The organism is Enterococcus sp. DIV0901a, assembly GCF_051711525.1.
In the GTDB taxonomy this organism is placed as follows: Bacteria; Bacillota; Bacilli; order Lactobacillales; family Enterococcaceae; genus Enterococcus_B; species Enterococcus_B faecium.
In genome coordinates this window covers 2047688-2071165 of record NZ_JBIOMW010000001.1, presented here as the reverse complement: position 1 = coordinate 2071165, position 23478 = coordinate 2047688, and the positions used below count along the sequence as shown (strand labels likewise).

The following is a 23478-nucleotide window of genomic DNA, read 5'->3' as shown; positions in this document are numbered from 1 at the left end:
TATGAAAAATTCGAGATGGCAGTGGATGGAATATGCTGGATTGTTCAGCCTATTTCTGACACTGATCAGTCTGGCAGTTGGTGTGACGATCAACTTTCGACCACTATACGTATTTGATATCGGACATTTGCAAATTTTGGATTATACTTCTTTAGATCAAGAGACATTACTGAAAAATTTTGATCACCTAATGAATTATCTCAATAATCCCTTCAAAACCATCCTCAGCTTGCCAGATTTCCCAGTTTCTGCTAGCGGAGCCCATCACTTTTATGAAGTGAAAATTTTGTTTTTAGTGGATTATGCTGTGTTTTTCATCACTTTGATCCCGAGTATTTTGTTTATCAAATATTTGCAAAAGAATGATCGGCTTTGGCGGTTGATTCGTCCGTTTCAAATCGGCATGTTACTGCCAGTTGTTTTCGGTTTTTTCATGATGGTAGGATTTGATCGCTTTTTTATCCTTTTTCATGAAACGTTTTTCAACAACGATGACTGGTTATTCGATCCTGTTACTGATCCAATCATCAATGTACTTCCAGAAGAATTTTTCATGCATAGCTTTATCTTATTTTTTGTATTATTAGAATTATTTTTTGCTGTTTTTCTTTTCTTAGGAAAAAATAGCTTGAAACAAACAAAAAAGAAAGAACTCGTCTAAATAGACGTTTTCTTTCTTTTTTTGTTGAATTATTGAGTAAGGCGACTTCTTTTTTCTGGTTCTTTGTGTGCTAATCGACTGGCAGCAGCAGCGGCGATCGCTCCGACGATATCATCTAAGAAGGTATGGACATGAACGCCATCGTGGCTGTTTAGTTCTTTTAAAATACCAGGTTTCACCTTGTCGATATAACCATAATTCGTAAAGCCGATCGTACCGTAAACATTCACGATTGACAAGGCTAGGATCTCATCGATACCGTAAAGGCCTTCGTCATCTTCGATAATATGTTGCAACGGACTCATCAATTTTTTCTTTTCTGCTAATATATCTAATTGGATTCCAGTGATAATGGCGTTATGTACTTCACGCTTTGTTAGCACGCTGTTGACACTTTCAGTACAATCCGCCAAAGTCAAATCAGAAATATAGTCTTTTTGTAAAAACATGACAAGTTGTGCGATATCTTCTACAGTTACGCCACGTTCCTTCAATAGTTCTCTTGCCTTTTCTTCTAAAGTCTCAGTTTTGACGACCATATTATTGCTCCCCCTTTATTTTTTCTTTCTCTATTTCATGTTAACGGAACATGAAAAAAATGCAAGAAACTGCTTTCGGGTTTAACTTGAAATGCAAAGAGATATAAAAAATCAACTAGGACGAAGATTTTTATCGTATAAGCTTGTGCTGTGACCAGGCTGAGTTCGTTCCTTTGGATTAATATAGTGTAAAGCATTGTTCACTGCAGTAGGTGCTTCACCTAGCCCAGTAGCAATCAGTTTCACTTTTCCTTCATAGGTACAGATGTCACCAGCTGCATAAACGCCTGGAATAGAAGTAGACATATCTGATTTTACAGTAATGGCATTTCTGGTACTATCAAGTCCCCAAGAAGAAAGATGTTCTAAATTAGAAGAGAATCCATAATTGACGATCAGAGAATCAATCATCAAATCAATCGTCTCGTCACTTTTCACTTTTTTTAACCGGATATCTGTCAGTTCCCCATTATTGCCTGATAATCCATCGATGAGATAGGGAGTAAGCAAGTTGACAGATGAAGATTTCAAGCGTGATACACTATGTTCGTGCGCACGAAATTCCGGGCGACGATGAATCAAGTAAACTTCGCTTGCAATAGGCTCTAACATCAACGCCCAATCGATAGCAGAATCACCACCTCCAGCAATAGCGACTTTTTTTCCAGCATACTTCATCAAATCATTCACGAAATAATCCAATCCGCGGTTTTCAAATGATTCAGCATTATCTAAATTCAATTTTCTTGGCTGGAATGAACCATTTCCTAAAGCTAAAATGACTGCTTTGGAATAATGGATGCCTTTATTTGTAGTAATCTCGATAACTTCGTCTTCACGAGTAAGCGAGAGAACTTCTTCTTTTAAATGGAATGTATGGTTAAAAGTAGTTAATTGTTTTTCTAATTGATCGATTAATTCACTTGCTTTTATTGCTGGATACCCAGGAATATCGTAAATATATTTTTCGGGATACAAAGTTGCTAATTGACCACCAAGTTGAGGTAGACTGTCAATGATTTTTGTTTTAGCTTGGCGCATTCCTGCGTAAAAAGCGGCAAACATCCCTACAGGACCTGCACCGATGATTGTAATGTCATAGATTTCCATAAAAATTCCTCCCTTTTCACACTATAGCAGAATTTAATTGAGAATGCTTCTCAAAAATGTTTGAATTCGAAATCGAAACGGTAAGTTATAGAATGTATCTAGTGATGAAAAATAAAAGAAAACAAATCTAGTATTTTTACGAGAGGTTAGGTATTATGTTATTATTATTATGAAGTATGCAAATATTAGGAGGAAACAATATGGCATTCCCACAACTAGATTTAAAAAGTGAAAAAGGACCAAAAGCTGTTATCAAAACAAACCGTGGTGACATTACTGTTCAATTATTCCCTGAACTAGCACCGAAGACGGTTCAAAATTTCATTGAACTTTCCAAAAAAGGTTATTATGATGGCGTGATTTTTCACCGCGTTATTCCTGATTTCATGATCCAAGGCGGCGATCCAACTGGAACAGGAATGGGTGGCGAAAGTATTTATGGCGAAAGTTTTGAAGATGAATTCAGTCGTGAACTGTTCAACCTTCGCGGAGCTTTATCTATGGCAAATTCAGGTCCAAACACAAACGGAAGCCAATTCTTTATTGTAAATAACACAAATGTGCCAGCTAATATGCTTGGACAACTAGAAGGTGCTGGATTCCCATCAGAAATCATTGAAGCGTATAAAGGTGGCGGAACTCCTTGGCTAGATTTCCGACATACAGTCTTTGGACATGTACTAGAAGGGATGGACACAGTAGATGAAATCGCAAATGTACAACGTGGTCCACAAGACCGACCTGTACATGATGTAGTGATTGAAACAATTGAAATTTCAGAATAGTTTGGTATGGTACGGAGTAATTATGAAAAAGGACGAAACCTAGTAAGGTCTCGTCCTTTTATTTTGAATAAATGATTTAATCGATTGTCTCTAAAGCATACTTGATTCGATTAAGTCCTTCCAGTAAAGTTTCTTCTGGACAAGCAATATTCAAGCGCATATGCCCATGACCGGAAGGACCAAACGTGATGCCAGGATTTAATACGACTTTTCCTTTCCGAACAAGAGTGTTCTCCAATTCTTGGTCGTCTGAAATATAGGCGGTAAAATCTAACCACATTAAGTAAGTTCCTTCAGGGTTCATTATTCTCACTTTCGGAAGATACTGTTCAAAAAACTGATTAACTGTTTGAACATTTTTTTCTAGATAAGGAATCAGTTGGCCTAACCATTCTCCACCCGTCTCATAAGCCGCTTGGGTTCCAATCAGTCCAAAAGTGTTGATTTCGTGCTGTTGGTTCATCACTAAATGTTTTTCAAAATCAGCTTTCATCTCTGGATTTTTGATAAATACCATTGAATTTTTGATTGCAGCTAGATTGAAAGTCTTGGTTGCGGAAGTAAAAGCAACTAGTAGATCATCTAAATTAGGATCAATCGTTAGCATGGAAGTAAATGTATGATCGAATAAAGTTAAATCTTGATGGATCTCGTCACTAAACAGAATCACTTGATGTTTTAAACACAATTCGCTTAACTGTTTCAATTCTTCTTTGCTCCAAACACGCCCTCCAGGATTGTGAGGATTGCATAAAATCATTGCTTTTACATTGTTTTCTTCGATTTTTTTCTCCATGTCAGACAAGTCCATGATGAAATGATTATTTTTTTCTAGCAAAGAGCTTCGAACGATGTGACGTTGATTTGTTTCTATAATAGAGGAAAATGGAGGATAAACTGGGTCATGAATCAAAATAGAATCGCCTGGTTTTGTAAAAGTTTGTACTGCTGCAGCTAAACTAGTTAACACACCACTTGTAAAAACGATATTTTCTTTCGTCAACTCCACAGCATGGTGTTGGCGTTCCCAATGAATGATAGCCTGATATAGTTTATCAGACAGAGTGGCATAACCAAAGATTCCATGTTTGATGTATTCACTAAACGCTTTAGCTACCCCACCGGGAGACAAGAAGTCCATATCTGCTACCCACAAAGGAAGTAAGTCATCCATTTGATATGTCTCAGCAATTGCGTCCCATTTTACACTTTCTGTATCTTTTCTTGAAATCTGTTTATCAAATTCGATCATCTTAAGACCTCCAGTCATTTTCGTCGCTTCTTTTTTTGAGCTATTTACAGTATAATGATAAATGCGAAGAGAGGGAAGTAGATGACTTATAAAATTGGACAAATAATTGAAGGAAAAGTGACAGGAATACAGCCTTATGGCGCATTCGTTTCTCTTGATAACGAGACGCAAGGACTTATTCATGTTTCGGAAGTACAATCCGGTTATACGAAAAATATCCATTCATTGTTAAAAGTCGGACAGCCAGTAACAGTTCAGATCATCGACATTGATGAATATTCCAAAAAAATCAGTTTATCTTTAAGAACGTTAGAAAAAACAAATCCAGCTGTTCCATATCGCAGAAAAAGGTATTTCACGAATAAAAATCGTAAGATCGGATTTACCACTATTGCGGAGCAGTTACCTATTTGGATAGAAGAAGCATTATCTGAACTAGAACGGAAAGAAAATAAGAAATAAAAAGTGTATTTTTTCTGAAAATGTGCTAGAATTTTTATGTAAGCCATAGAACAAGTTGATCGAGGTGGAAATTTTGGCAAGCAAAAGAGTTGCTGGTACAATTATGTTGCATTTGGAGGATGGTACTAAAAAATTTTTGGTCCATTCAATTGATGACAAGTTGGAATTTGCGTTAGCGGAACTTTCTGAAGGAAAGACTGGTTTAGCGAATATACTTAATTTCTTAAAAGAAATAGTTCATATCGATGTTAGCAAGATTAGTTTGATGGAATTGACAAATACACATATTAAAGAGGAAAATGTTCCGTTGTTTGTCTTTGAAACTGAACAAAAGAATCAAAGAGAAGAATTAGGCGAAGGATATATTTGGGAAGAACCAGGTCAAATGCGCTCTGTTCTTGGAACTTACGAAGTAGAGGGAGTGCCTTTCTTCTAAAATACAGATTAAGCGAACAAAGAAGTTTGAATTTTTTTCAAACTTCTTTTTTTATTGTTTGGTCCAAAAAATACAATGAAATGTTCTGCTAAAGATAGTTTTTTAGTGCATTTTATTTTCAAAATTATGTAGAAAACGGTTGTATAACGAATAATAATAATTGATCGAAAAATCATTTCACAAAGTAATGCTTAATTTATAGTTGACCAAGGAAGAAATACATGATAAATTTAACAGCGTTGATTCTGAAGTGGATGTTATATCACATTTCTAAAAAAATTTAAAAAATAGTTATTGACATGTTACTAACGACATGATAAGATAACTGAGTCGTTAAAAAAGAACCACTTGCGAAGCTTGATTCTATCGAAAAAAACTTCAAAAAAGTTCTTGACAAATAACAAACGATAAGTTATGATAAATGAGTTGCTGAAAGATTTCGAAAAACGGAATCGAAAAAAACTTTTAAAAAAGAGTTGACAATCGCTTGTCTCTCTGATATGATATAAAAGTTGCTACGGCAGCCAAAAACGAATCGGGAAACACTCCTGATGAAGTAGACCTTTGAAAACTGAACAAAGTAAGACAAACCAAATGTGTAGGGCGTCTTGATTCAATTCAAGACAACAAACATTTTTAACAAGCAAGCAATATGCTAGCAAACAAATTGAGCTTAACAATCGTAAGATTGTTCGAACTTTTTATGAGAGTTTGATCCTGGCTCAGGACGAACGCTGGCGGCGTGCCTAATACATGCAAGTCGAACGCTTCTTTTTCCACCGGAGCTTGCTCCACCGGAAAAAGAGGAGTGGCGAACGGGTGAGTAACACGTGGGTAACCTGCCCATCAGAAGGGGATAACACTTGGAAACAGGTGCTAATACCGTATAACAATCAAAACCGCATGGTTTTGATTTGAAAGGCGCTTTCGGGTGTCGCTGATGGATGGACCCGCGGTGCATTAGCTAGTTGGTGAGGTAACGGCTCACCAAGGCCACGATGCATAGCCGACCTGAGAGGGTGATCGGCCACATTGGGACTGAGACACGGCCCAAACTCCTACGGGAGGCAGCAGTAGGGAATCTTCGGCAATGGACGAAAGTCTGACCGAGCAACGCCGCGTGAGTGAAGAAGGTTTTCGGATCGTAAAACTCTGTTGTTAGAGAAGAACAAGGATGAGAGTAACTGTTCATCCCTTGACGGTATCTAACCAGAAAGCCACGGCTAACTACGTGCCAGCAGCCGCGGTAATACGTAGGTGGCAAGCGTTGTCCGGATTTATTGGGCGTAAAGCGAGCGCAGGCGGTTTCTTAAGTCTGATGTGAAAGCCCCCGGCTCAACCGGGGAGGGTCATTGGAAACTGGGAGACTTGAGTGCAGAAGAGGAGAGTGGAATTCCATGTGTAGCGGTGAAATGCGTAGATATATGGAGGAACACCAGTGGCGAAGGCGGCTCTCTGGTCTGTAACTGACGCTGAGGCTCGAAAGCGTGGGGAGCAAACAGGATTAGATACCCTGGTAGTCCACGCCGTAAACGATGAGTGCTAAGTGTTGGAGGGTTTCCGCCCTTCAGTGCTGCAGCTAACGCATTAAGCACTCCGCCTGGGGAGTACGACCGCAAGGTTGAAACTCAAAGGAATTGACGGGGGCCCGCACAAGCGGTGGAGCATGTGGTTTAATTCGAAGCAACGCGAAGAACCTTACCAGGTCTTGACATCCTTTGACCACTCTAGAGATAGAGCTTCCCCTTCGGGGGCAAAGTGACAGGTGGTGCATGGTTGTCGTCAGCTCGTGTCGTGAGATGTTGGGTTAAGTCCCGCAACGAGCGCAACCCTTATTGTTAGTTGCCATCATTCAGTTGGGCACTCTAGCAAGACTGCCGGTGACAAACCGGAGGAAGGTGGGGATGACGTCAAATCATCATGCCCCTTATGACCTGGGCTACACACGTGCTACAATGGGAAGTACAACGAGTTGCGAAGTCGCGAGGCTAAGCTAATCTCTTAAAGCTTCTCTCAGTTCGGATTGCAGGCTGCAACTCGCCTGCATGAAGCCGGAATCGCTAGTAATCGCGGATCAGCACGCCGCGGTGAATACGTTCCCGGGCCTTGTACACACCGCCCGTCACACCACGAGAGTTTGTAACACCCGAAGTCGGTGAGGTAACCTTTTTGGAGCCAGCCGCCTAAGGTGGGATAGATGATTGGGGTGAAGTCGTAACAAGGTAGCCGTATCGGAAGGTGCGGCTGGATCACCTCCTTTCTAAGGAATATTACGGAGACTACACAATTTGTTTTTACTTTGTTCAGTTTTGAGAGGTTTACTCTCAAACACTTTTGTTCATTGAAAACTGGATATTTGAAGTAAATGTAAGTAATACAAACCGAGAACACCGCGTTGAATTTGAAAGCTGAACAAATTGTTTAGCCTGAAGCAAAATAGGCGGACGGCCATAAAATCTTTGGTTTTATGAGACGATCGATCTTTTTGCCGCACAGGCTGATTTGTGAGCTGGATAGAGTTTTTTAATAAGTTCAATTGCTTATTTTCTTGATCTAACTTCTATCGCTAGAAGAAGGATCAAAACCCAACCGCAAGGTTGATAAGGTTAAGTGAATAAGGGCGCACGGTGGATGCCTTGGCACTAGGAGCCGATGAAGGACGGGACTAACACCGATATGCTTTGGGGAGCTGTACGTAAGCTATGATCCAGAGATTTCCGAATGGGGGAACCCAGCATCTTTAATAGGATGTTACGATTGTGTGAATACATAGCACATTCGAGGTAGACGCAGAGAACTGAAACATCTAAGTACCTGCAGGAAGAGAAAGAAAATTCGATTCCCTGAGTAGCGGCGAGCGAAACGGGAAAAGCCCAAACCAGCAAGCTTGCTTGTTGGGGTTGTAGGACTCCGATATGGTAGTTCTTTCAGATAGTCGAATGACTTGGAAAAGTCAGTCAAAGAGGGTAAAAACCCCGTAGGCGAAATGTGGAAGACACCTAGGAGGATCCTGAGTACGGCGGAACACGAGAAATTCCGTCGGAATCCGGGAGGACCATCTCCCAAGGCTAAATACTCCCTAGTGACCGATAGTGAACCAGTACCGTGAGGGAAAGGTGAAAAGCACCCCGGAAGGGGAGTGAAATAGAACCTGAAACCGTGTGCCTACAACAAGTCAAAGCCCGTTAATGGGTGATGGCGTGCCTTTTGTAGAATGAACCGGCGAGTTACGATTGCATGCGAGGTTAAGTTGAAGAGACGGAGCCGCAGCGAAAGCGAGTCTGAATAGGGCGTTTGAGTATGTAGTCGTAGACCCGAAACCATGTGATCTACCCATGTCCAGGTTGAAGGTGCGGTAAAACGCACTGGAGGACCGAACCCACGTACGTTGAAAAGTGCGGGGATGAGGTGTGGGTAGCGGAGAAATTCCAAACGAACTTGGAGATAGCTGGTTCTCTCCGAAATAGCTTTAGGGCTAGCCTCGGAATTGAGAATGATGGAGGTAGAGCACTGTTTGGACTAGGGGCCCATCTCGGGTTACCGAATTCAGATAAACTCCGAATGCCATTCATTCATATCCGGGAGTCAGACTGTGAGTGATAAGATCCATAGTCGAAAGGGAAACAGCCCAGACCACCAGCTAAGGTCCCAAAATATATGTTAAGTGGAAAAGGATGTGGGGTTGCACAGACAACTAGGATGTTGGCTTAGAAGCAGCCATCATTTAAAGAGTGCGTAATAGCTCACTAGTCGAGTGACCCTGCGCCGAAAATGTACCGGGGCTAAACATATTACCGAAGCTGTGGAGTACACCTTTAGGTGTATTGGTAGGAGAGCGTTCTAAGGGCGTTGAAGGCAGATCGTGAGGACTGCTGGAGCGCTTAGAAGTGAGAATGCCGGTATGAGTAGCGAAAGACAGGTGAGAATCCTGTCCACCGAATGACTAAGGTTTCCTGGGGAAGGCTCGTCCGCCCAGGGTTAGTCGGGACCTAAGCCGAGGCCGACAGGCGTAGGCGATGGATAACAGGTTGATATTCCTGTACCCGTTGTTTTTGTTTGAGCAATGGAGGGACGCAGGAGGCTAAGGAATGCAGACGATCGGAAATGTCTGTCCAAGCAGTAAGTCTGAAGAGGAGTCAAATGCTTCTTTTCTTAAGGACAAGCTGTGATGGGGAGGGAAATAATAGTACCGAAGTTCCTGATGTCACACTGCCGAGAAAAGCTTCTAGTGAGAAAACAGCGGCCCGTACCGCAAACCGACACAGGTAGTCGAGGAGAGAATCCTAAGGTGAGCGAGAGAACTCTCGTTAAGGAACTCGGCAAAATGACCCCGTAACTTCGGGAGAAGGGGTGCTGATCATACGATCAGCCGCAGTGAATAGGCCCAAGCGACTGTTTATCAAAAACACAGGTCTCTGCAAAATCGTAAGATGAAGTATAGGGGCTGACGCCTGCCCGGTGCTGGAAGGTTAAGAGGAGTGCTTAGCGCAAGCGAAGGTACGAATTGAAGCCCCAGTAAACGGCGGCCGTAACTATAACGGTCCTAAGGTAGCGAAATTCCTTGTCGGGTAAGTTCCGACCCGCACGAAAGGCGTAACGATTTGGGCACTGTCTCAACGAGAGACTCGGTGAAATTTTAGTACCTGTGAAGATGCAGGTTACCCGCGACAGGACGGAAAGACCCCATGGAGCTTTACTGTAGTTTGATATTGAGTGTCTGTACCGCATGTACAGGATAGGTAGGAGCCGTAGAAATCGGAACGCTAGTTTCGATGGAGGCGCTGGTGGGATACTACCCCTGCGTTATGGCCACTCTAACCCGCACCACTAATCGTGGTGGGAGACAGTGTCAGATGGGCAGTTTGACTGGGGCGGTCGCCTCCTAAAAGGTAACGGAGGCGCCCAAAGGTTCCCTCAGAATGGTTGGAAATCATTCGAAGAGTGTAAAGGCAGAAGGGAGCTTGACTGCGAGACCAACAAGTCGAGCAGGGACGAAAGTCGGGCTTAGTGATCCGGTGGTTCCGCATGGAAGGGCCATCGCTCAACGGATAAAAGCTACCCTGGGGATAACAGGCTTATCTCCCCCAAGAGTCCACATCGACGGGGAGGTTTGGCACCTCGATGTCGGCTCGTCGCATCCTGGGGCTGTAGTCGGTCCCAAGGGTTGGGCTGTTCGCCCATTAAAGCGGCACGCGAGCTGGGTTCAGAACGTCGTGAGACAGTTCGGTCCCTATCCGTCGCGGGCGTTGGAAATTTGAGAGGAGCTGTCCTTAGTACGAGAGGACCGGGATGGACTTACCGCTGGTGTACCAGTTGTTCTGCCAAGGGCATTGCTGGGTAGCTATGTAGGGAAGGGATAAACGCTGAAAGCATCTAAGTGTGAAGCCCACCTCAAGATGAGATTTCCCATTTCTTTAAGAAAGTAAGATCCCTGAGAGATGATCAGGTAGATAGGTCAGGAGTGGAAGTACAGTGATGTATGGAGCGGACTGATACTAATCGATCGAGGACTTAACCAATAGGTTAAAAGAAAAGTACTCGGAAAAAAACTTATGTGACTTCAAATCCAGTTTTGAGTGAACAAAATTTACTCAATAAAAGATAACACCACAGTGTGGTGGCGATAGCGAGAAGGATACACCTGTAACCATGCCGAACACAGAAGTTAAGCTTCTTAGCGCCGATTGTAGTGAGGGGTTGCCCCTTGTGAGAGTAGGACGTCGCCACGCTGATGTTATTCCGGCATAGCTCAGTTGGTAGTAGCGCATGACTGTTAATCATGATGTCGTAGGTTCGAGTCCTACTGCCGGAGTAAAAGTAGATGTAAGAAATATCATACTGTAGACAAAAGTATCAGTTTCCTCTTTACTAAGAGTGTAGACTGATACTTTTGTCTATTTTTGTATAATAAAAAATATGAAGACATATGCTCCCACTGCTAAGTGACCAATTTTTTCAGACTCATTTCGGCAAAAACAAGCATCGTATGCACCTGATTTTTTTCTAAGCCTCGATACCTGATGCAGCGCATTCCATGCTTTTTCTCATAAAGCGAAAAAAGAGGAGCAGGAAGTCAAGACAGAAGTCAGTTTTGAAATCTATTTCAAACAAGTTTCTGGTGGACCTGTGACTTATCCTGTAGAAGATTACAATTATCTTTTTAATGGGGTAAAACTGTAGAAGTTTTTGCAGGTGTTGCTATTACATGTTGTGATCATTTTCTTTTTATCATTACTAAAGAAATCAGAACAGACCTCATTGAAAAAGTTGAACAATTTCACCTTGTCCCAGTTAAGTTTTCGTATTCGTGAATATACACAAATGCTTTCAATGGTCGCTATACGGATTGCTTAAACAATCGATCCGTAGAGAAGTAGGTGTGTTATTCTTAGCACCAGGAATCTTAGGTGTAGTCCATGTCTTGTTCGGATTACAAATGTTTGGTCTATTCATGCAAAATTCATACAAAAATATTTGGGCACCATTTACGATCTTCTTCGTATTGTATTTCATCTACTATGTACTGACGACATGGTTATATACAAGGATTGTATTACAAGACAAAAATAAGTAGGTATCATTTTGCTAATATGAACAAATATCAAGACCAATCAGAATTTGGCTTAAGAATTTTTTGCCCTAAATACTGTCAATTAAAAATTTTTACATTTGCCAGTGTGACTTAAATTTATTTTCTACTTGCCAATGCCTCTTATCTAAAAATTAGCAACGTGTTTGTTAACTAGAAATTTGTTCAACTTTTAAAATGAAGCTTCAATTTAACCAATGAAATTAGAATAAAGGAAAGGTTATACTAATATCTTATTGTCATTTGAAAAATTGGCATATACGGTCATAGTAAGGCAATAACGGAATATTACAATTGAACTAGACTAAAATAAAAAGGGTCTTTGTAACATTAACTAAGTGTTACAAAAGATCCTTTTTTGTTTTAGAAAAATTACGGAATGCTTTCACACACGAAACGACAAACTATTAGGTGAGAAAAATGATATTTACTATAAAAGAAACATAGTATAACGAAAATTTGGTTTATTTTAACAGTAATGAGGTTAAAAAGGTTGGCTACCAAATGGCAACATTTGAAGAAGTTTTTTAAAACAATGGTATCGGTTAAATTGCATCCTTAAGTCTTTAAGCAATTTAAGATTGTTAGTGTAACTTGTTACATAAAATGTAACAAATTTTCTTTAAATGACTTTGATTTCTAAAGTGTTAAATCCGCTTTCATAAATCTCGAAAGACGCTTATTCTAAATATGTCAGATATATTACTCGAGTAAAAGACATATCAATTAAAAATTTCGAAGGAGCGTTAATTATGCAGAAAAGAGATTTTATCGATACAAATGATTTTACAAAAGAAGAAATCGATTACTTAATCAAACTAGGATTAAAAATCAAAAAAAGTATTAAGTATGGTCATTACCCATTACTACTTAAAAATAAAACACTAGGTATGATTTTTGAACAGTCTTCCACTCGAACCCGTGTTTCATTTGAAACCGCAATGGAACAATTAGGAGGACACGCTCAATATTTAGCACCTGGTCAAATACAACTAGGAGGACATGAAAGTCTTGGTGATACTGCACGAGTATTATCACGTTTAGTAGATATATTAATGGCTCGAGTTGAACGTCATGAATCAGTGGTTTCGTTGGCAAAGAACGCAACAATTCCAGTTATTAATGGCATGAGTGATTACAACCATCCTACGCAAGAACTAGGCGATATTATTACGATGACTGAACATTTACCGAAAGGAAAAAAATTATCTGATTGTAAAATTGTTTTTGTTGGAGATGCAACGCAAGTTTGTGTATCTACCATGTTTATGGCAACAAAAATGGGAATGGATTTTGTTCAATACGGACCAGAGGGATTCCAAATTAAAGAAGAAGCATTAGAAATAGGGAAGGAAAATGCCAAAAAATCAGGAGGAAGTGTGCAGATCACAGAAGATGTTAATGTGGCTCTTAAAGATGCGGACTTTGTCTATACGGATGTGTGGTATGGCTTATATGAAGCGGAATTATCTGAAGAAGAACGGATGAATATTTTCTATCCAACCTACCAAGTAAATAATGAATTGATGAAAAAAGCTTCACCACATGCAAAATTTTTGCACTGCTTACCAGCAACACGCGGTGAAGAAGTTACAGATGAAGTGCTAGATGGTGAACAATCTATCGTATTAGATGAAGCAGAAAATCGATTAACAGCTATGCGTGCTTTATTAGTTTATTTTTTGAATCCATATTTGGATTATGCCGATCAAGCTTTAGCAGAAAAATTTGATGGGGAACTGCAGTGTATGCTGAAACCTAAACGTCAATTAGAACGAAGAGATTAGCAAGAACTTGCTTAAGCAGTAGAAGAGACGTGTGAATTTTTTGCTAATTCATAGAGAATAAAAAAATTTACACGTACTTTTCATAAAAGGCTCATCGAAAGGAGCACAATAATGAAAGAAAAAAAGAAATTCCGTTTATTTGATGCAGTATTGATGGCCGTTGTAGTTATCTTAGTGGTAGAGTCGGCAGCACCAGCTGCTGCAATCGGCTCTTCGCAATTTTTTTGGTGGGGTTTATTGTTGATATTATTTTTCTTACCTTACGGATTAATATCAGCTGAACTTGGTACGACATATGACGGCGAAGGAGGGATCTATGACTGGGTTAAAAAAGCTTATGGAAGAAAGTGGGGTGCTAGAGTCGCTTGGTTTTACTGGATTAATTTTCCTATTTGGATGGCGAGTCTCGCCGTTTTATTTCAAGAAGTATTAACTCAAATTTTTCAGTTAAACTTTAGTACGCCTCTACTAATTATGTTGCAGTTGGTATTTGTCTGGATTGTTACGATAATTAGCTGTTACCCTGTTAGTGATAGTAAGTGGATCTTAAATATCGCTGCATTTGCGAAAGTGGCAATCATGATATGTCTTGGTGTTTTGGGTATCTATCATGCATTAACAAAAGGAATGGCTAATAACTTTTCTGGAACAGCTTTGTTACCTAAACTAGATATTCAAAATTTTAGTTTTTTATCTGTTATCTTGTTTAATTTTTTAGGATTTGAAGTGGTCACTACTCTAGCAAATGAAATGGATAACCCTAAAAAACAAATTCCACAAGCTATTATTTATGGTGGTGTTTTGATCGCCTTTTTCTATTTGTTTGCTGCATTTGGAATGGGAGCGGCGGTACCAGCAGATCAATTATCTGCTTCTGGAGGATTAATTGACAGCTTTATTTTGCTTGTTGGGGGATTGAATCCTTTTGTTGTATTAATCGGTATTTTCTTCATGTATACGCTGGCAGCAAACTTGATTTCTTGGTCCTTAGGAGTAAATTATGTCGCTTTGTATGCTGCAAAAAATCATGATATGCCTCTAATTTTCGCTAAAAAAAGTCAAAAAAATGATATGCCAGTAGGAGCTTCTGTCACTAATGGTATTATTGCTTCACTTCTAATTATTATTGCACCCTTTATCCCAAATGAGAATATTTTTTGGGCGTTTTTCTCACTAAATGTAGTAGCATTGTTACTTTCTTATATTATGATGTTTCCAGCGTTCTTGAAGTTAAGAAAAATCGATTCTCATGTTGTTCGTCCATTTAAAGTTCCTGGACCAAATTGGTTGTTAAAATTAATGACGATTATCCCAATGTTGTTGCTAATCGCGACACTACTTTTTTCTGTAGTTCCTCTAGATTCAAGTTCTTCAGAGATAAATACTAAAGTACCCGTGTTGCTCGGAACAATTTTTGCCTTTGTTATTGGTGAAATCGTGATTCACTATTCGTCAAAAGAAAAAAAAGATAAAGGAGTGCTTACTGATGAAAACAATTGATAGTTCACCTAAAAAAGATCATTTTAGAATGCTCGGAGAATTTTCGGCGCATGAAGGAGTATATATGTTGTGGCCACAACGTCCTGATAATTGGCGAGATGGAGGAAAACCAGCCCAGCGAGCTTTCGCAGAGGTTGCTAGGGCGATTGCCAATTTTGAGCCTGTTACAATGGGTGTGAATTCTGATCAGTATGATAATGCTCGCCACATGCTTCCCGAACATATACGGGTGGTAGAAATTGCTAATAATGATTCATGGGTTCGAGATTGTGGTCCTACTTTTGTTACAAATAGTCAAGGAAAAGTTCGAGGTGTGGATTGGACATTCAACGCTTGGGGCGGGCTGGAAGATGGACTTTATTTCCCTTGGGATCAAGACGATCAAGTTGCACAAAAAATTTGTGAAATTGAATGGAAGGACCGTTATCGTTTAGATAATTTTGTTTTGGAAGGGGGATCTATCCATGTTGATGGAGAAGGTACATTAATTACCACAGAAGAGTGCTTATTATCAAAAGGACGTAATCCACAGCTATCAAAAGAACAAATTGAAAATATTTTAGGAGAGTATCTAAATATTGATAAGGTAATTTGGTTAAAGCGCGGAATTTATTTAGATGAAACGAATGGCCATGTAGATAATATTGTTAATTTTGTAGCGCCTGGTGAAGTTGTTTTAGCTTGGACAGATGATAAGCAGGATCCACAATATGAAATTTCTAAAGAATGCCTAGAAATTCTGGAAAACTCCGTAGATGCAAAAGGTCGAAATATTCATGTAACAAAATTGCATGTGCCTAAGCCTATACTTATTAACGAAAAAGAAAGTCATGGAGTAGATACCATAAATGGTACACTTCCACGTCAAAAAGGAGATCGTTTGGCAGCAAGTTATGTAAATTACTATACAGCAAATGGAGGAGTTATTTATCCATTATTTGATGATCCAATGGACGAAAAGGCAAAGGAAACATTGCAATCCTTATATCCTGATCGTAAAATTGTGGGTGTTTATACTCGAGAAATCTTATTAGGTGGAGGAAACATTCATTGTATTACGCAACAAATCCCTAAAGGAGAAAACGTGTTATGACAAAGAAAATAGTTGTGGCATTAGGAGGGAATGCAATATTAACAAATGATCCTACGGCAACAGGACAACAAAAGACTTTAGTTGAAACAGCTCAGTCATTAGCTGCTCTAGTTGAAAAAGGCTATAAGCTACTTATTACTCATGGTAACGGGCCTCAAGTAGGTAACTTATTATTACAACAAAAAGCTGGAGCAACCCAAACGAATCCAGCAATGCCACTTGATACCAATGTTGCAATGACTCAAGGCAGCATAGGATATTGGCTAGCACAGGCGTTAACGAATGAATTGAAGAAACGTGGTATAGAAAAATCCATAGTAGGATTGTTCACTCAAGTTATTGTTTCTGAAGAAGACCCAGGATTTAAACAGCCTACTAAACCAATTGGGCCATTTATGACGAAAGAACAGGCTGAAAAAGAAACGAGAATGACCGATTCTATCTTCAAAGAAGATGCAGGAAGAGGATGGCGTAAAGTAGTGGCTTCTCCTAAACCTATAGATATAGTTGAATCAAAAGTTATAAAAACGCTAGTTGATTCAGATGTAATTGTAATTGCAGGAGGAGGTGGTGGTATTCCGGTAATTCAAACTGGTGAAGGCCTAAGAGGTAAAGAAGCTGTGATAGATAAAGACTTTGCTTCTGAAAAACTTGCTGAAATCATTGATGCAAATGAACTGATTATCTTAACTGGTGTTGCAAATGTTGCTGTCCATTTTAACACACCGCAACAAAAAGAACTGAAAAAAATTGATATTGAGACATTAGAAAAATACAAAGATAATGGTGAGTTTGCACCAGGAAGTATGTTGCCAAAAGTGGAAGCTGCCTTAGAATTTGTTAAGAAAAAACCTAATGCGCGAGCTGTAATTACTTCTTTAGAAAATTTAGATAAATTACTAAAAGAAAATGCTGGCACGATTATTTATAGCTCACAAAATTTAGAACAAAAAAGTCACTTAGTAGATATATTAACATATGAGTAAAAGAAAAAGTAACTGTGCGAAATAGAACATCTAGTTGTTTCTATTTCGCTTTTTTAATCCTATTATAGATATACTTAGAATGTTATAGTATGTTTAAGACAATACCCTAAAATTTAGTTGGTTACTAAGAATGTTGGTTTATTTAAAGGAGGAACATTTATGCTAGAATCGTCACCAAAAAAAGATGGTTTTCAATTGGCGCCAGAGTGGTCTTTTCATAAAGAATGCTATTTGATTTGGCCAGAACGTCCAGATAACTGGCGTTTAGGGGGAAAACCTGCACAAAAAGCATACGCTGAAGTCGCTGAAGTAATTGCACGATTTGAAAATGTAACTATGCTCGTTTCGCATCAACAATTCTTGAATGCACGTTATCAATTACCTGAAAAAATACGTGTACTAGAAGTAAGTAATAACGACGCATGGATAAAAGACACGGGACCATTATATGTTATGAATTCTTTGGGGGAAGTACGTGGTGTCGATTTTCGATTTAATGCTTGGGGCGGTTTGTTAGATGGGTTATTTTTTCCGTGGGATCAAGATGATTTGTTAGCTCAAAAAATTTGTGAACAGGAGAGAATTGAATATTACCAATTACAAGAGTTTGTTCTAGAAGGTTGCTCAATACATACAGATGGGGAAGGAACGCTTTTTGCAACAGAAGAATGCTTGTTATCAGAAGGACGTAACCCTCAATTAGATAAAGAATCAATTGAAAAAATTCTAAAAGAGTATTGTGGCATAGAAAAAATCGTTTGGTTTCCTCGAGGCTTTTTTTTGGATGAAACAAACGGTGATATCGATAATTTAATCAATGTTGTACGGCCTGGTGAAATTATTTTGAGTTGGTGTGAACAAACAAGTGATCCAATGTACGAAATCGTCAGAGAAGCAGAAGAAGTATTGATGAAAGAAAAAGACGCAAAAGGAAGAAGCTTCATTATACACAAGATAGAATTACCGAAACCTTTATACATTACAGAGGAAGAAGCTGCTGGTGTTGATCCGGTAAATGGCATGCTTCCTCGATTTTCCGGTGATCGGTTGATTGCTTCTTATGTAAGCTATTATACAGCAAATGGCGGCATTATTTTTCCACTTTTTGAGGACCCAAATGATAAAAAAGCAGAAGCACTATTAAAAAAAATATACCCAGAATATGAAATTATTGGTGTAATGGCTCGTGAAATTTTACTTGGTGGTGGAAATATTCACTGTGTTGCTCAAGGAGTACCTCAATAAGAAAGGGGTGATCGGTAATGGATTTTTTTGAAATAGCCAATAGTCATATTTCAGAGCTGACTAAGAATGAACAAATTCTTTTTGATTACGTCATCAATAACCTAGAAAACATTAAAAGTAAAAGTATCCGCGAAGTTGCTGATGACTGTTTTGTTTCAACAACTACTTTTCTGCGTTTTGTCAGAAAGCTTGGATTTTCTGGATTTAGTGAGTTTACCACTGTTATTAAATATACGTTACTTTATAAAACTCCTCTTCCCGAGAGTTCACCTTTTGTCGTTAGCCAGAAAGATTATCGCGAAGAGTATTTAAAGAATTTAGTTGAATCTGTTCGCGTAATAGGATAAAGTCCATATAATTGTGTAAAAGATAAAAGGCCATGTAACAGCCCTTTTACGGTACAATGTTTTTAACCACAAAAACATACCCAGGAGGACGTTACATGACCCAAGTACATTTTACACTGAACAACGAAGAGGTTCAAAGTATTATTGAACATTCGGTAAAAGATGATATTTCTAAAAATATTTTAACCACTGTTTTCAACCAATTGATGGAAAATCAACGAACAGAATATATTCAAGCCGATGACTATGAACGTTCAGAAAGTCGTCAGAGTCAAAGAAATGGCTATTATGAGCGAGACTTTACGACTCGTGTGGGTACACTCGAATTAAAAGTGCCTAGAACACGTGATGGTGAATTTTCACCGACGGTGTTTGAGCGTTATCAGCGAAATGAAAAGGCACTGCTCGCTTCAATGCTTGAGATGTATGTTTCGGGCGTTTCGACACGTAAAGTTTCAAAGATTGTTGAAGAGCTATGTGGAAAATCTGTATCGAAATCTTTTGTTTCTAGCCTGACTGAGCAGTTAGACCCGATGGTCAACGAATGGCAGAACCGTTCACTCTCAGGTACGAATTATCCTTATCTGATGACTGATGTTCTCTACATAAAAGTCCGTGAGGACCATCGAGTGCTTTCTAAAAGCTGCCATATTGCGATCGGGATAACAGAAGGTGGCGACCGTGAAATCATTGGCTTCATGATTCAAAATGAAGAAAGTGATGACACATGGTCCATCTTCTTTGAATACTTAAAAGAACGCGGCCTAAAGGGGACAGAACTCATCATTTCTGATGCCCATAAAGGCCTAGTGTCTGCGATTCGTAAGTCATTTACCAACGCAAGTTGGCAGAGATGCCAGGTCCATTTTTTAAGAAACATCTTCAGTTCCATTCCAAAAAAGAATTCAAAACCGTTTAGAGAAGCAGTAAAAGCGATCTTTAAGTTTACGGATATTGAACTCGCTCGAACAGCTAAGAATGCCTTAGTCGGTGAATATATCGACCAGCCTAAATATACAAAAGCCTGCGAAATATTGGATAATGGCTTCGAAGATGCCTTTCAATACACGGTTATCGGAAATAGTCATAATCGGCTAAAAAGCACCAACCTTCTTGAACGACTGAACCAGGAAGTCCGCAGAAGAGAAAAGATTATTCGGATTTTTCCCAACCGAACGTCTGCCAATCGATTAATTGGAGCTGTCCTTATGGACCTTCATGACGAATGGCTCAGTTCTACAAGAAAATATATTAAGTTTGATCAATGAGAGACCGGTAAAACATTGTATAGTATTTTACACAGGATTATGGACTTGACTCGTAATAGATACAGATAAAGTGAAACTAATTGTAGAACAACTACAAAAACAGCCTAAAATTTTTTTATTTGCTAAAGGATTGAGTAAAGAAATTATGCGTTATATACGATATTTGTATAATACAGCCGGTTTTTTTGTAATTTTTCCTGAAGATCATCAAACTCGTTCTATTGCACAAAAGCAAGTTAAAAAAAATGATATAGCCTTTATCTTCAGTTACAAAGGAGAAGATTTAGAGTTGATCGAAACAATTCGAAAAATAAAGGAACAAGATCATCCTTTAATCGTTTCAATTACTGGAGCAGATAATAACTTAATACAAAATTTTAGTGATATTAATCTTTATTTGTTTACAGATGAAATCAGCTTGAATCATCTAGATATTACGTCACATATCTCAATGATTGCATTAATGGAATTAATTTTGTACCAATTTATCGAAAGCAGTGGAACAGACACTTACCATCTTGTTTTTCGTTGAATGATCGACAAGAGAATATTTTGTTCATCGGCAGCAGCATCTTAGAAATGATGAACAGTACTAGTATGGAAGCTTGTCGTCAACTAATCAAAATTACTGGAAGATCTTATTGTACGAAAGTTTATTTGCTTTATAAGGATGTTCTTCAGACAACCACAGAGGAGGAAAGCAAGAAAGCGGTCAAAAAATGTATTTGTACGTTGGGGTTGCCAATTGGTTATGAAACGCTATTATAAGTGTGGGCCAAATATTATATACAGCATTTATTTGATTCAAAAAGTTATTATCAAAACGGTGTAAGTAACAAACGTTCACGATTCGGGAATTACTACCGTAAATGAAATTTAAATTGTAGATAACGTAAAGGTAGACGTATATCTACAATTTAAATTTGTTAAAAAACAGCAAAATGAGAATAGTGGCTTAACAAATATCATGCGAGAAATATTATGGGCAGTTGCAAGAATTGAAAAATGAATTCGATTCTTGGTTGAACGGGTTAGATATATCTAATGAACAGATTTAATCTGGAATTTTTTATTTTTTGAACAACAATACACACCGATTTAGAGGTTTTACTCTAAGGAACATAAGAGATATAGTATATCCGCGTATGGCTATACTATGCAGTGCAAGGTTCATTAGTCATACCAAATTTATTGGTATGTTTATACCTTTCTCGTGTGAAGCACTATTAAAATTGACACTAAAATGTTAAGAGGACAGATAAAAATACAAAATGAATTATGTCAGTTGAAGATTCTTTCCAATAGAAACTAAAAAAGAATCCAAAAATTGACGAAAAAGATGGGCTAAATCCCGGTGAAAATGTCGCAGATTTTAAATGTCTATCTCTATGACATTGACATTGAAGGAAATAAAAAATACTTCGATAGACGCTAGCAATAAGCCATTATTAGTTATGACATTAGTGTTAAACATTCAAAACATTTTGGATAATAGATACAATGAAAATCCAAAATCCTTTGAAAAATCATTTTCATCCTTGACAAAAAGAAGAAATCCCGAGCGTACTAAGCAACAAAGACAAAGGACTTCAGGTTAAGGATATTCATACTCTAGTAATGGGGATTAACCAAATGTTGAAAAATCAGCCTAGTCCATTTATCAAAAATATCATATTTTGTAGCGAAGGAGCGGTCTTTTTGCTTTGTAAGAGTTATAAAGAAATTTCGATCTGGTAATTATCAGCTATGTTATGACCATGCTTAACGAGGTTGAAAGCCTTTTTATCAAGTGTCGGTAGTGTAACAATTGATTAACATGCGTAAGTACGAATTAGGATTATATGAGTCTCATTAGGAAATATAACCTGGTGAATAAACTAGATTGAAAGGAATATTAAGTATGATATAATTTTCAATCTAGATACTGAAAATTGAAGAAAGGGTAATGTTTTGAATCGGTACAGTCTGAAGATGAGTAGTAATAATGAACTGCATATAAAATTTTTCCCGTGAATCGACCAAATAACTAATTGGAAGAGTATGGATTGTCCCATCACTGGACAGAGAATAATGTATTCCATAATTGATATAGCAACGTTTTCGAGTTCATCTAATCGAAACCTATCCCCGACAATAGGGGACGAGAATGTTAATAGATAACTATAAAACTTCAAGCAACGTATTAAATAGAGTGAAGAAAATTTTCTATCTATTTTTTAGTCAGCAATCTTTAGGTACAAATTAAGAATGTTTCTGCAAAAGAATATCAATCATTTACGCTTAGAATGTCGTACCATAAATGATTGGTATTCTTATTTTGTCAGAAAATAAGATCATACTGTTACAGTATGATCTGTGACTAAGAGCATTAATTTATGCTATTTTTTGTTTAGTTAGGAATTTTGTGGTGAACACTTTTTTGCCAAGAGATTAGCCAATAACATTCGCTCGCGATACGGAGAACCATATTATAAATGATGCTATTTTTTGAAAGAAAATGGATTGTAACAAAGCACATAGAAATAATATTCTGAGAAAAAAAGAGATACCGGAACTGCTGTCCGTTCGACAAGCTGTCCTCGGTTTTTTTGTACGTAAAATTTAAAAACAGATGCTCATCGATCCATCGGCTGAATTGCCATAAGCGAGTGATTAAATCTTTTTCATAGAATATAGAGGCATTATAGTATAAAAGCTCATTGGTAATTTTCTCTTTTATCTTTTTGTGTTTCTCCGGGGAAAACTCATTTAATAAGTGATGGGATAATAGTCATTATCTATACTTTATTCAATGCACGACTTTCCAATAATAATTCTGTCACGATCAGTATCTCTTTGGCGTCTAATTTATCCAATTTTTTTTATGTGTATTATCGATTTTTTCTTAGTAAATAAGTTCTAAATTGACAGGAGACTGTAAAAGTTGCTGTTTGATAAAAGCTAAATCATTCGTAAATTGACACTATATTTTTCTATAAGATGTATGAGCACAAGATAATTGTAAAAATCAACAGATTTTAGAAAAGTATATCGAGATTGAAGAAAAAATTAGAAATAGCCATATTATTTATGGGAGACCCGATAGAGTAAATAGTTTGGAGGAAAATATAAATAACAGGAATATTAAAATAAGTACATCGGAATAGGCGAGTGCAAACGGCAGCATGTACAAATCAAGCTATCCTTACTCTTAAAGAAGGTAGTCAACCTACAAATTTTTCAAGAGTAGCTAATCAAGCAAAAATTTGAAAATCAACTCTTTATTCAATTCCAGAGGTGAGAGAACAGATCGCTTTTTATAGGAAGGGATGGTTCTATAAGCAAAAGCAGGACGACACTAAATCAGATTGTATGATCCACTCATTAGTAAGAAAAATTAAGTCTTTAGAGCCAAAAAATAAAGGAAAAGAACTTAAGC

The 23478-nt window shown here is 38.2% G+C and carries 14 protein-coding genes, 1 tRNA gene, 3 rRNA genes and 4 pseudogenes; 18 read left to right on the top strand and 4 right to left on the bottom strand.

Annotated features, from left to right (window positions below):
• Window position 1 precedes the first annotated feature (1 nt).
• Window positions 2-661, top strand: coding sequence for a TIGR01906 family membrane protein (locus IGL70_RS09990; RefSeq protein ID WP_002317806.1), 660 nt, complete (start codon window positions 2-4; stop codon window positions 659-661).
• 29 nt (window positions 662-690) lie between these two features.
• On the opposite strand, the gene IGL70_RS09985 is transcribed toward IGL70_RS09990, so the two are convergent.
• Window positions 691-1200, bottom strand: coding sequence for a phosphatidylglycerophosphatase A family protein (locus IGL70_RS09985; RefSeq protein WP_002287163.1), 510 nt, complete (start codon window positions 1198-1200; stop codon window positions 691-693).
• A gap of 111 nt (window positions 1201-1311) precedes the next feature.
• A complete protein-coding gene (locus IGL70_RS09980) occupies window positions 1312-2310 on the bottom strand; it encodes an NAD(P)/FAD-dependent oxidoreductase (RefSeq protein ID WP_104873661.1) in 999 nt (332 codons plus the stop codon).
• Between the two features lie 200 nt (window positions 2311-2510).
• Between IGL70_RS09980 and IGL70_RS09975 the strand changes: the two genes are divergently transcribed.
• Entirely contained in the window at window positions 2511-3095 is a 585-nt protein-coding gene (locus IGL70_RS09975; RefSeq protein WP_002287167.1) for a peptidylprolyl isomerase, read from the top strand.
• Window positions 3096-3171: 76 nt separating this feature from the next.
• Here IGL70_RS09975 and IGL70_RS09970 read toward each other — a convergent pair whose 3' ends face one another.
• Window positions 3172-4365, bottom strand: coding sequence for a MalY/PatB family protein (locus IGL70_RS09970; RefSeq protein ID WP_179131911.1), 1194 nt, complete (start codon window positions 4363-4365; stop codon window positions 3172-3174).
• Between the two features lie 63 nt (window positions 4366-4428).
• On the opposite strand from IGL70_RS09970, the gene IGL70_RS09965 reads away from it, so the two are divergent.
• The 6 genes from IGL70_RS09965 (at window position 4429) to IGL70_RS09940 (ending at window position 11057) form a co-directional block, all read left to right on the top strand.
• Window positions 4429-4809: a CvfD/Ygs/GSP13 family RNA-binding post-transcriptional regulator gene (locus IGL70_RS09965; protein WP_002287231.1), complete on the top strand. Its 381-nt coding sequence runs from the start codon at window positions 4429-4431 to the stop codon at window positions 4807-4809.
• Window positions 4810-4882: 73 nt separating this feature from the next.
• Window positions 4883-5245: a hypothetical protein gene (locus IGL70_RS09960; RefSeq protein WP_002287172.1), complete on the top strand. Its 363-nt coding sequence runs from the start codon at window positions 4883-4885 to the stop codon at window positions 5243-5245.
• A gap of 699 nt (window positions 5246-5944) precedes the next feature.
• Window positions 5945-7505: ribosomal RNA gene (locus IGL70_RS09955) — 16S ribosomal RNA — on the top strand.
• 344 nt (window positions 7506-7849) lie between these two features.
• A 23S ribosomal RNA gene (locus tag IGL70_RS09950) occupies window positions 7850-10764 on the top strand.
• Between the two features lie 94 nt (window positions 10765-10858).
• Window positions 10859-10974: ribosomal RNA gene (rrf, locus tag IGL70_RS09945) — 5S ribosomal RNA — on the top strand.
• Together the 16S, 23S and 5S rRNA genes with 1 tRNA gene alongside form the textbook arrangement of a ribosomal RNA operon.
• Window positions 10975-10983: 9 nt before the next feature.
• A tRNA-Asn gene (locus IGL70_RS09940) sits at window positions 10984-11057 on the top strand.
• A 129-nt stretch (window positions 11058-11186) separates the two neighbouring features.
• Here IGL70_RS09940 and IGL70_RS09935 read toward each other — a convergent pair.
• Window positions 11187-11288, bottom strand: a pseudogene (locus tag IGL70_RS09935) (hypothetical protein); the annotation flags it as partial.
• Window positions 11289-11588: 300 nt separating this feature from the next.
• Between IGL70_RS09935 and IGL70_RS09930 the strand changes: the two are divergent.
• The 10 genes and pseudogenes from IGL70_RS09930 to IGL70_RS09885 all read left to right on the top strand — a co-directional run.
• A pseudogene (locus IGL70_RS09930) lies at window positions 11589-11819 on the top strand (ABC transporter permease); the annotation flags it as partial.
• A 767-nt stretch (window positions 11820-12586) separates the two neighbouring features.
• Window positions 12587-13621, top strand: a complete 1035-nt coding sequence (ptcA, locus tag IGL70_RS09925) for a putrescine carbamoyltransferase (protein ID WP_002295311.1) — start codon at window positions 12587-12589, stop codon at window positions 13619-13621.
• A 111-nt stretch (window positions 13622-13732) separates the two neighbouring features.
• The gene (locus IGL70_RS09920) at window positions 13733-15121 is read left to right on the top strand and encodes an APC family permease (RefSeq protein ID WP_002301313.1); all 1389 of its coding nucleotides are present in this window, start codon (window positions 13733-13735) and stop codon (window positions 15119-15121) included.
• A complete protein-coding gene (gene aguA / locus IGL70_RS09915) occupies window positions 15108-16214 on the top strand; it encodes an agmatine deiminase (RefSeq protein ID WP_104874024.1) in 1107 nt (368 codons plus the stop codon). The genes IGL70_RS09920 and aguA (IGL70_RS09915) overlap by 14 nt, the downstream gene beginning before the upstream one ends.
• Window positions 16211-17200 carry a carbamate kinase gene (gene arcC, locus IGL70_RS09910; protein ID WP_002295307.1) on the top strand — a complete coding sequence of 330 codons (990 nt, stop codon included), beginning with the start codon at window positions 16211-16213 and terminating at the stop codon, window positions 17198-17200. The genes aguA (IGL70_RS09915) and arcC overlap by 4 nt, the downstream gene beginning before the upstream one ends.
• Window positions 17201-17359: 159 nt before the next feature.
• A complete protein-coding gene (gene aguA / locus IGL70_RS09905) occupies window positions 17360-18445 on the top strand; it encodes an agmatine deiminase (protein WP_002323437.1) in 1086 nt (361 codons plus the stop codon).
• A 17-nt stretch (window positions 18446-18462) separates the two neighbouring features.
• Window positions 18463-18786 (top strand): annotated as a pseudogene (locus IGL70_RS09900) (MurR/RpiR family transcriptional regulator); the annotation flags it as partial.
• A 101-nt stretch (window positions 18787-18887) separates the two neighbouring features.
• Entirely contained in the window at window positions 18888-20060 is a 1173-nt protein-coding gene (locus IGL70_RS09895) for an IS256-like element IS1542 family transposase (RefSeq protein ID WP_104807992.1), read from the top strand.
• Window positions 20061-20112: 52 nt separating this feature from the next.
• Window positions 20113-20592 (top strand): annotated as a pseudogene (locus tag IGL70_RS09890) (SIS domain-containing protein); the annotation flags it as partial.
• Window positions 20589-20828: a hypothetical protein gene (locus IGL70_RS09885; protein ID WP_010728517.1), complete on the top strand. Its 240-nt coding sequence runs from the start codon at window positions 20589-20591 to the stop codon at window positions 20826-20828. The pseudogene IGL70_RS09890 and the gene IGL70_RS09885, both read left to right, overlap by 4 nt.
• Window positions 20829-23478 lie beyond the last annotated feature (2650 nt).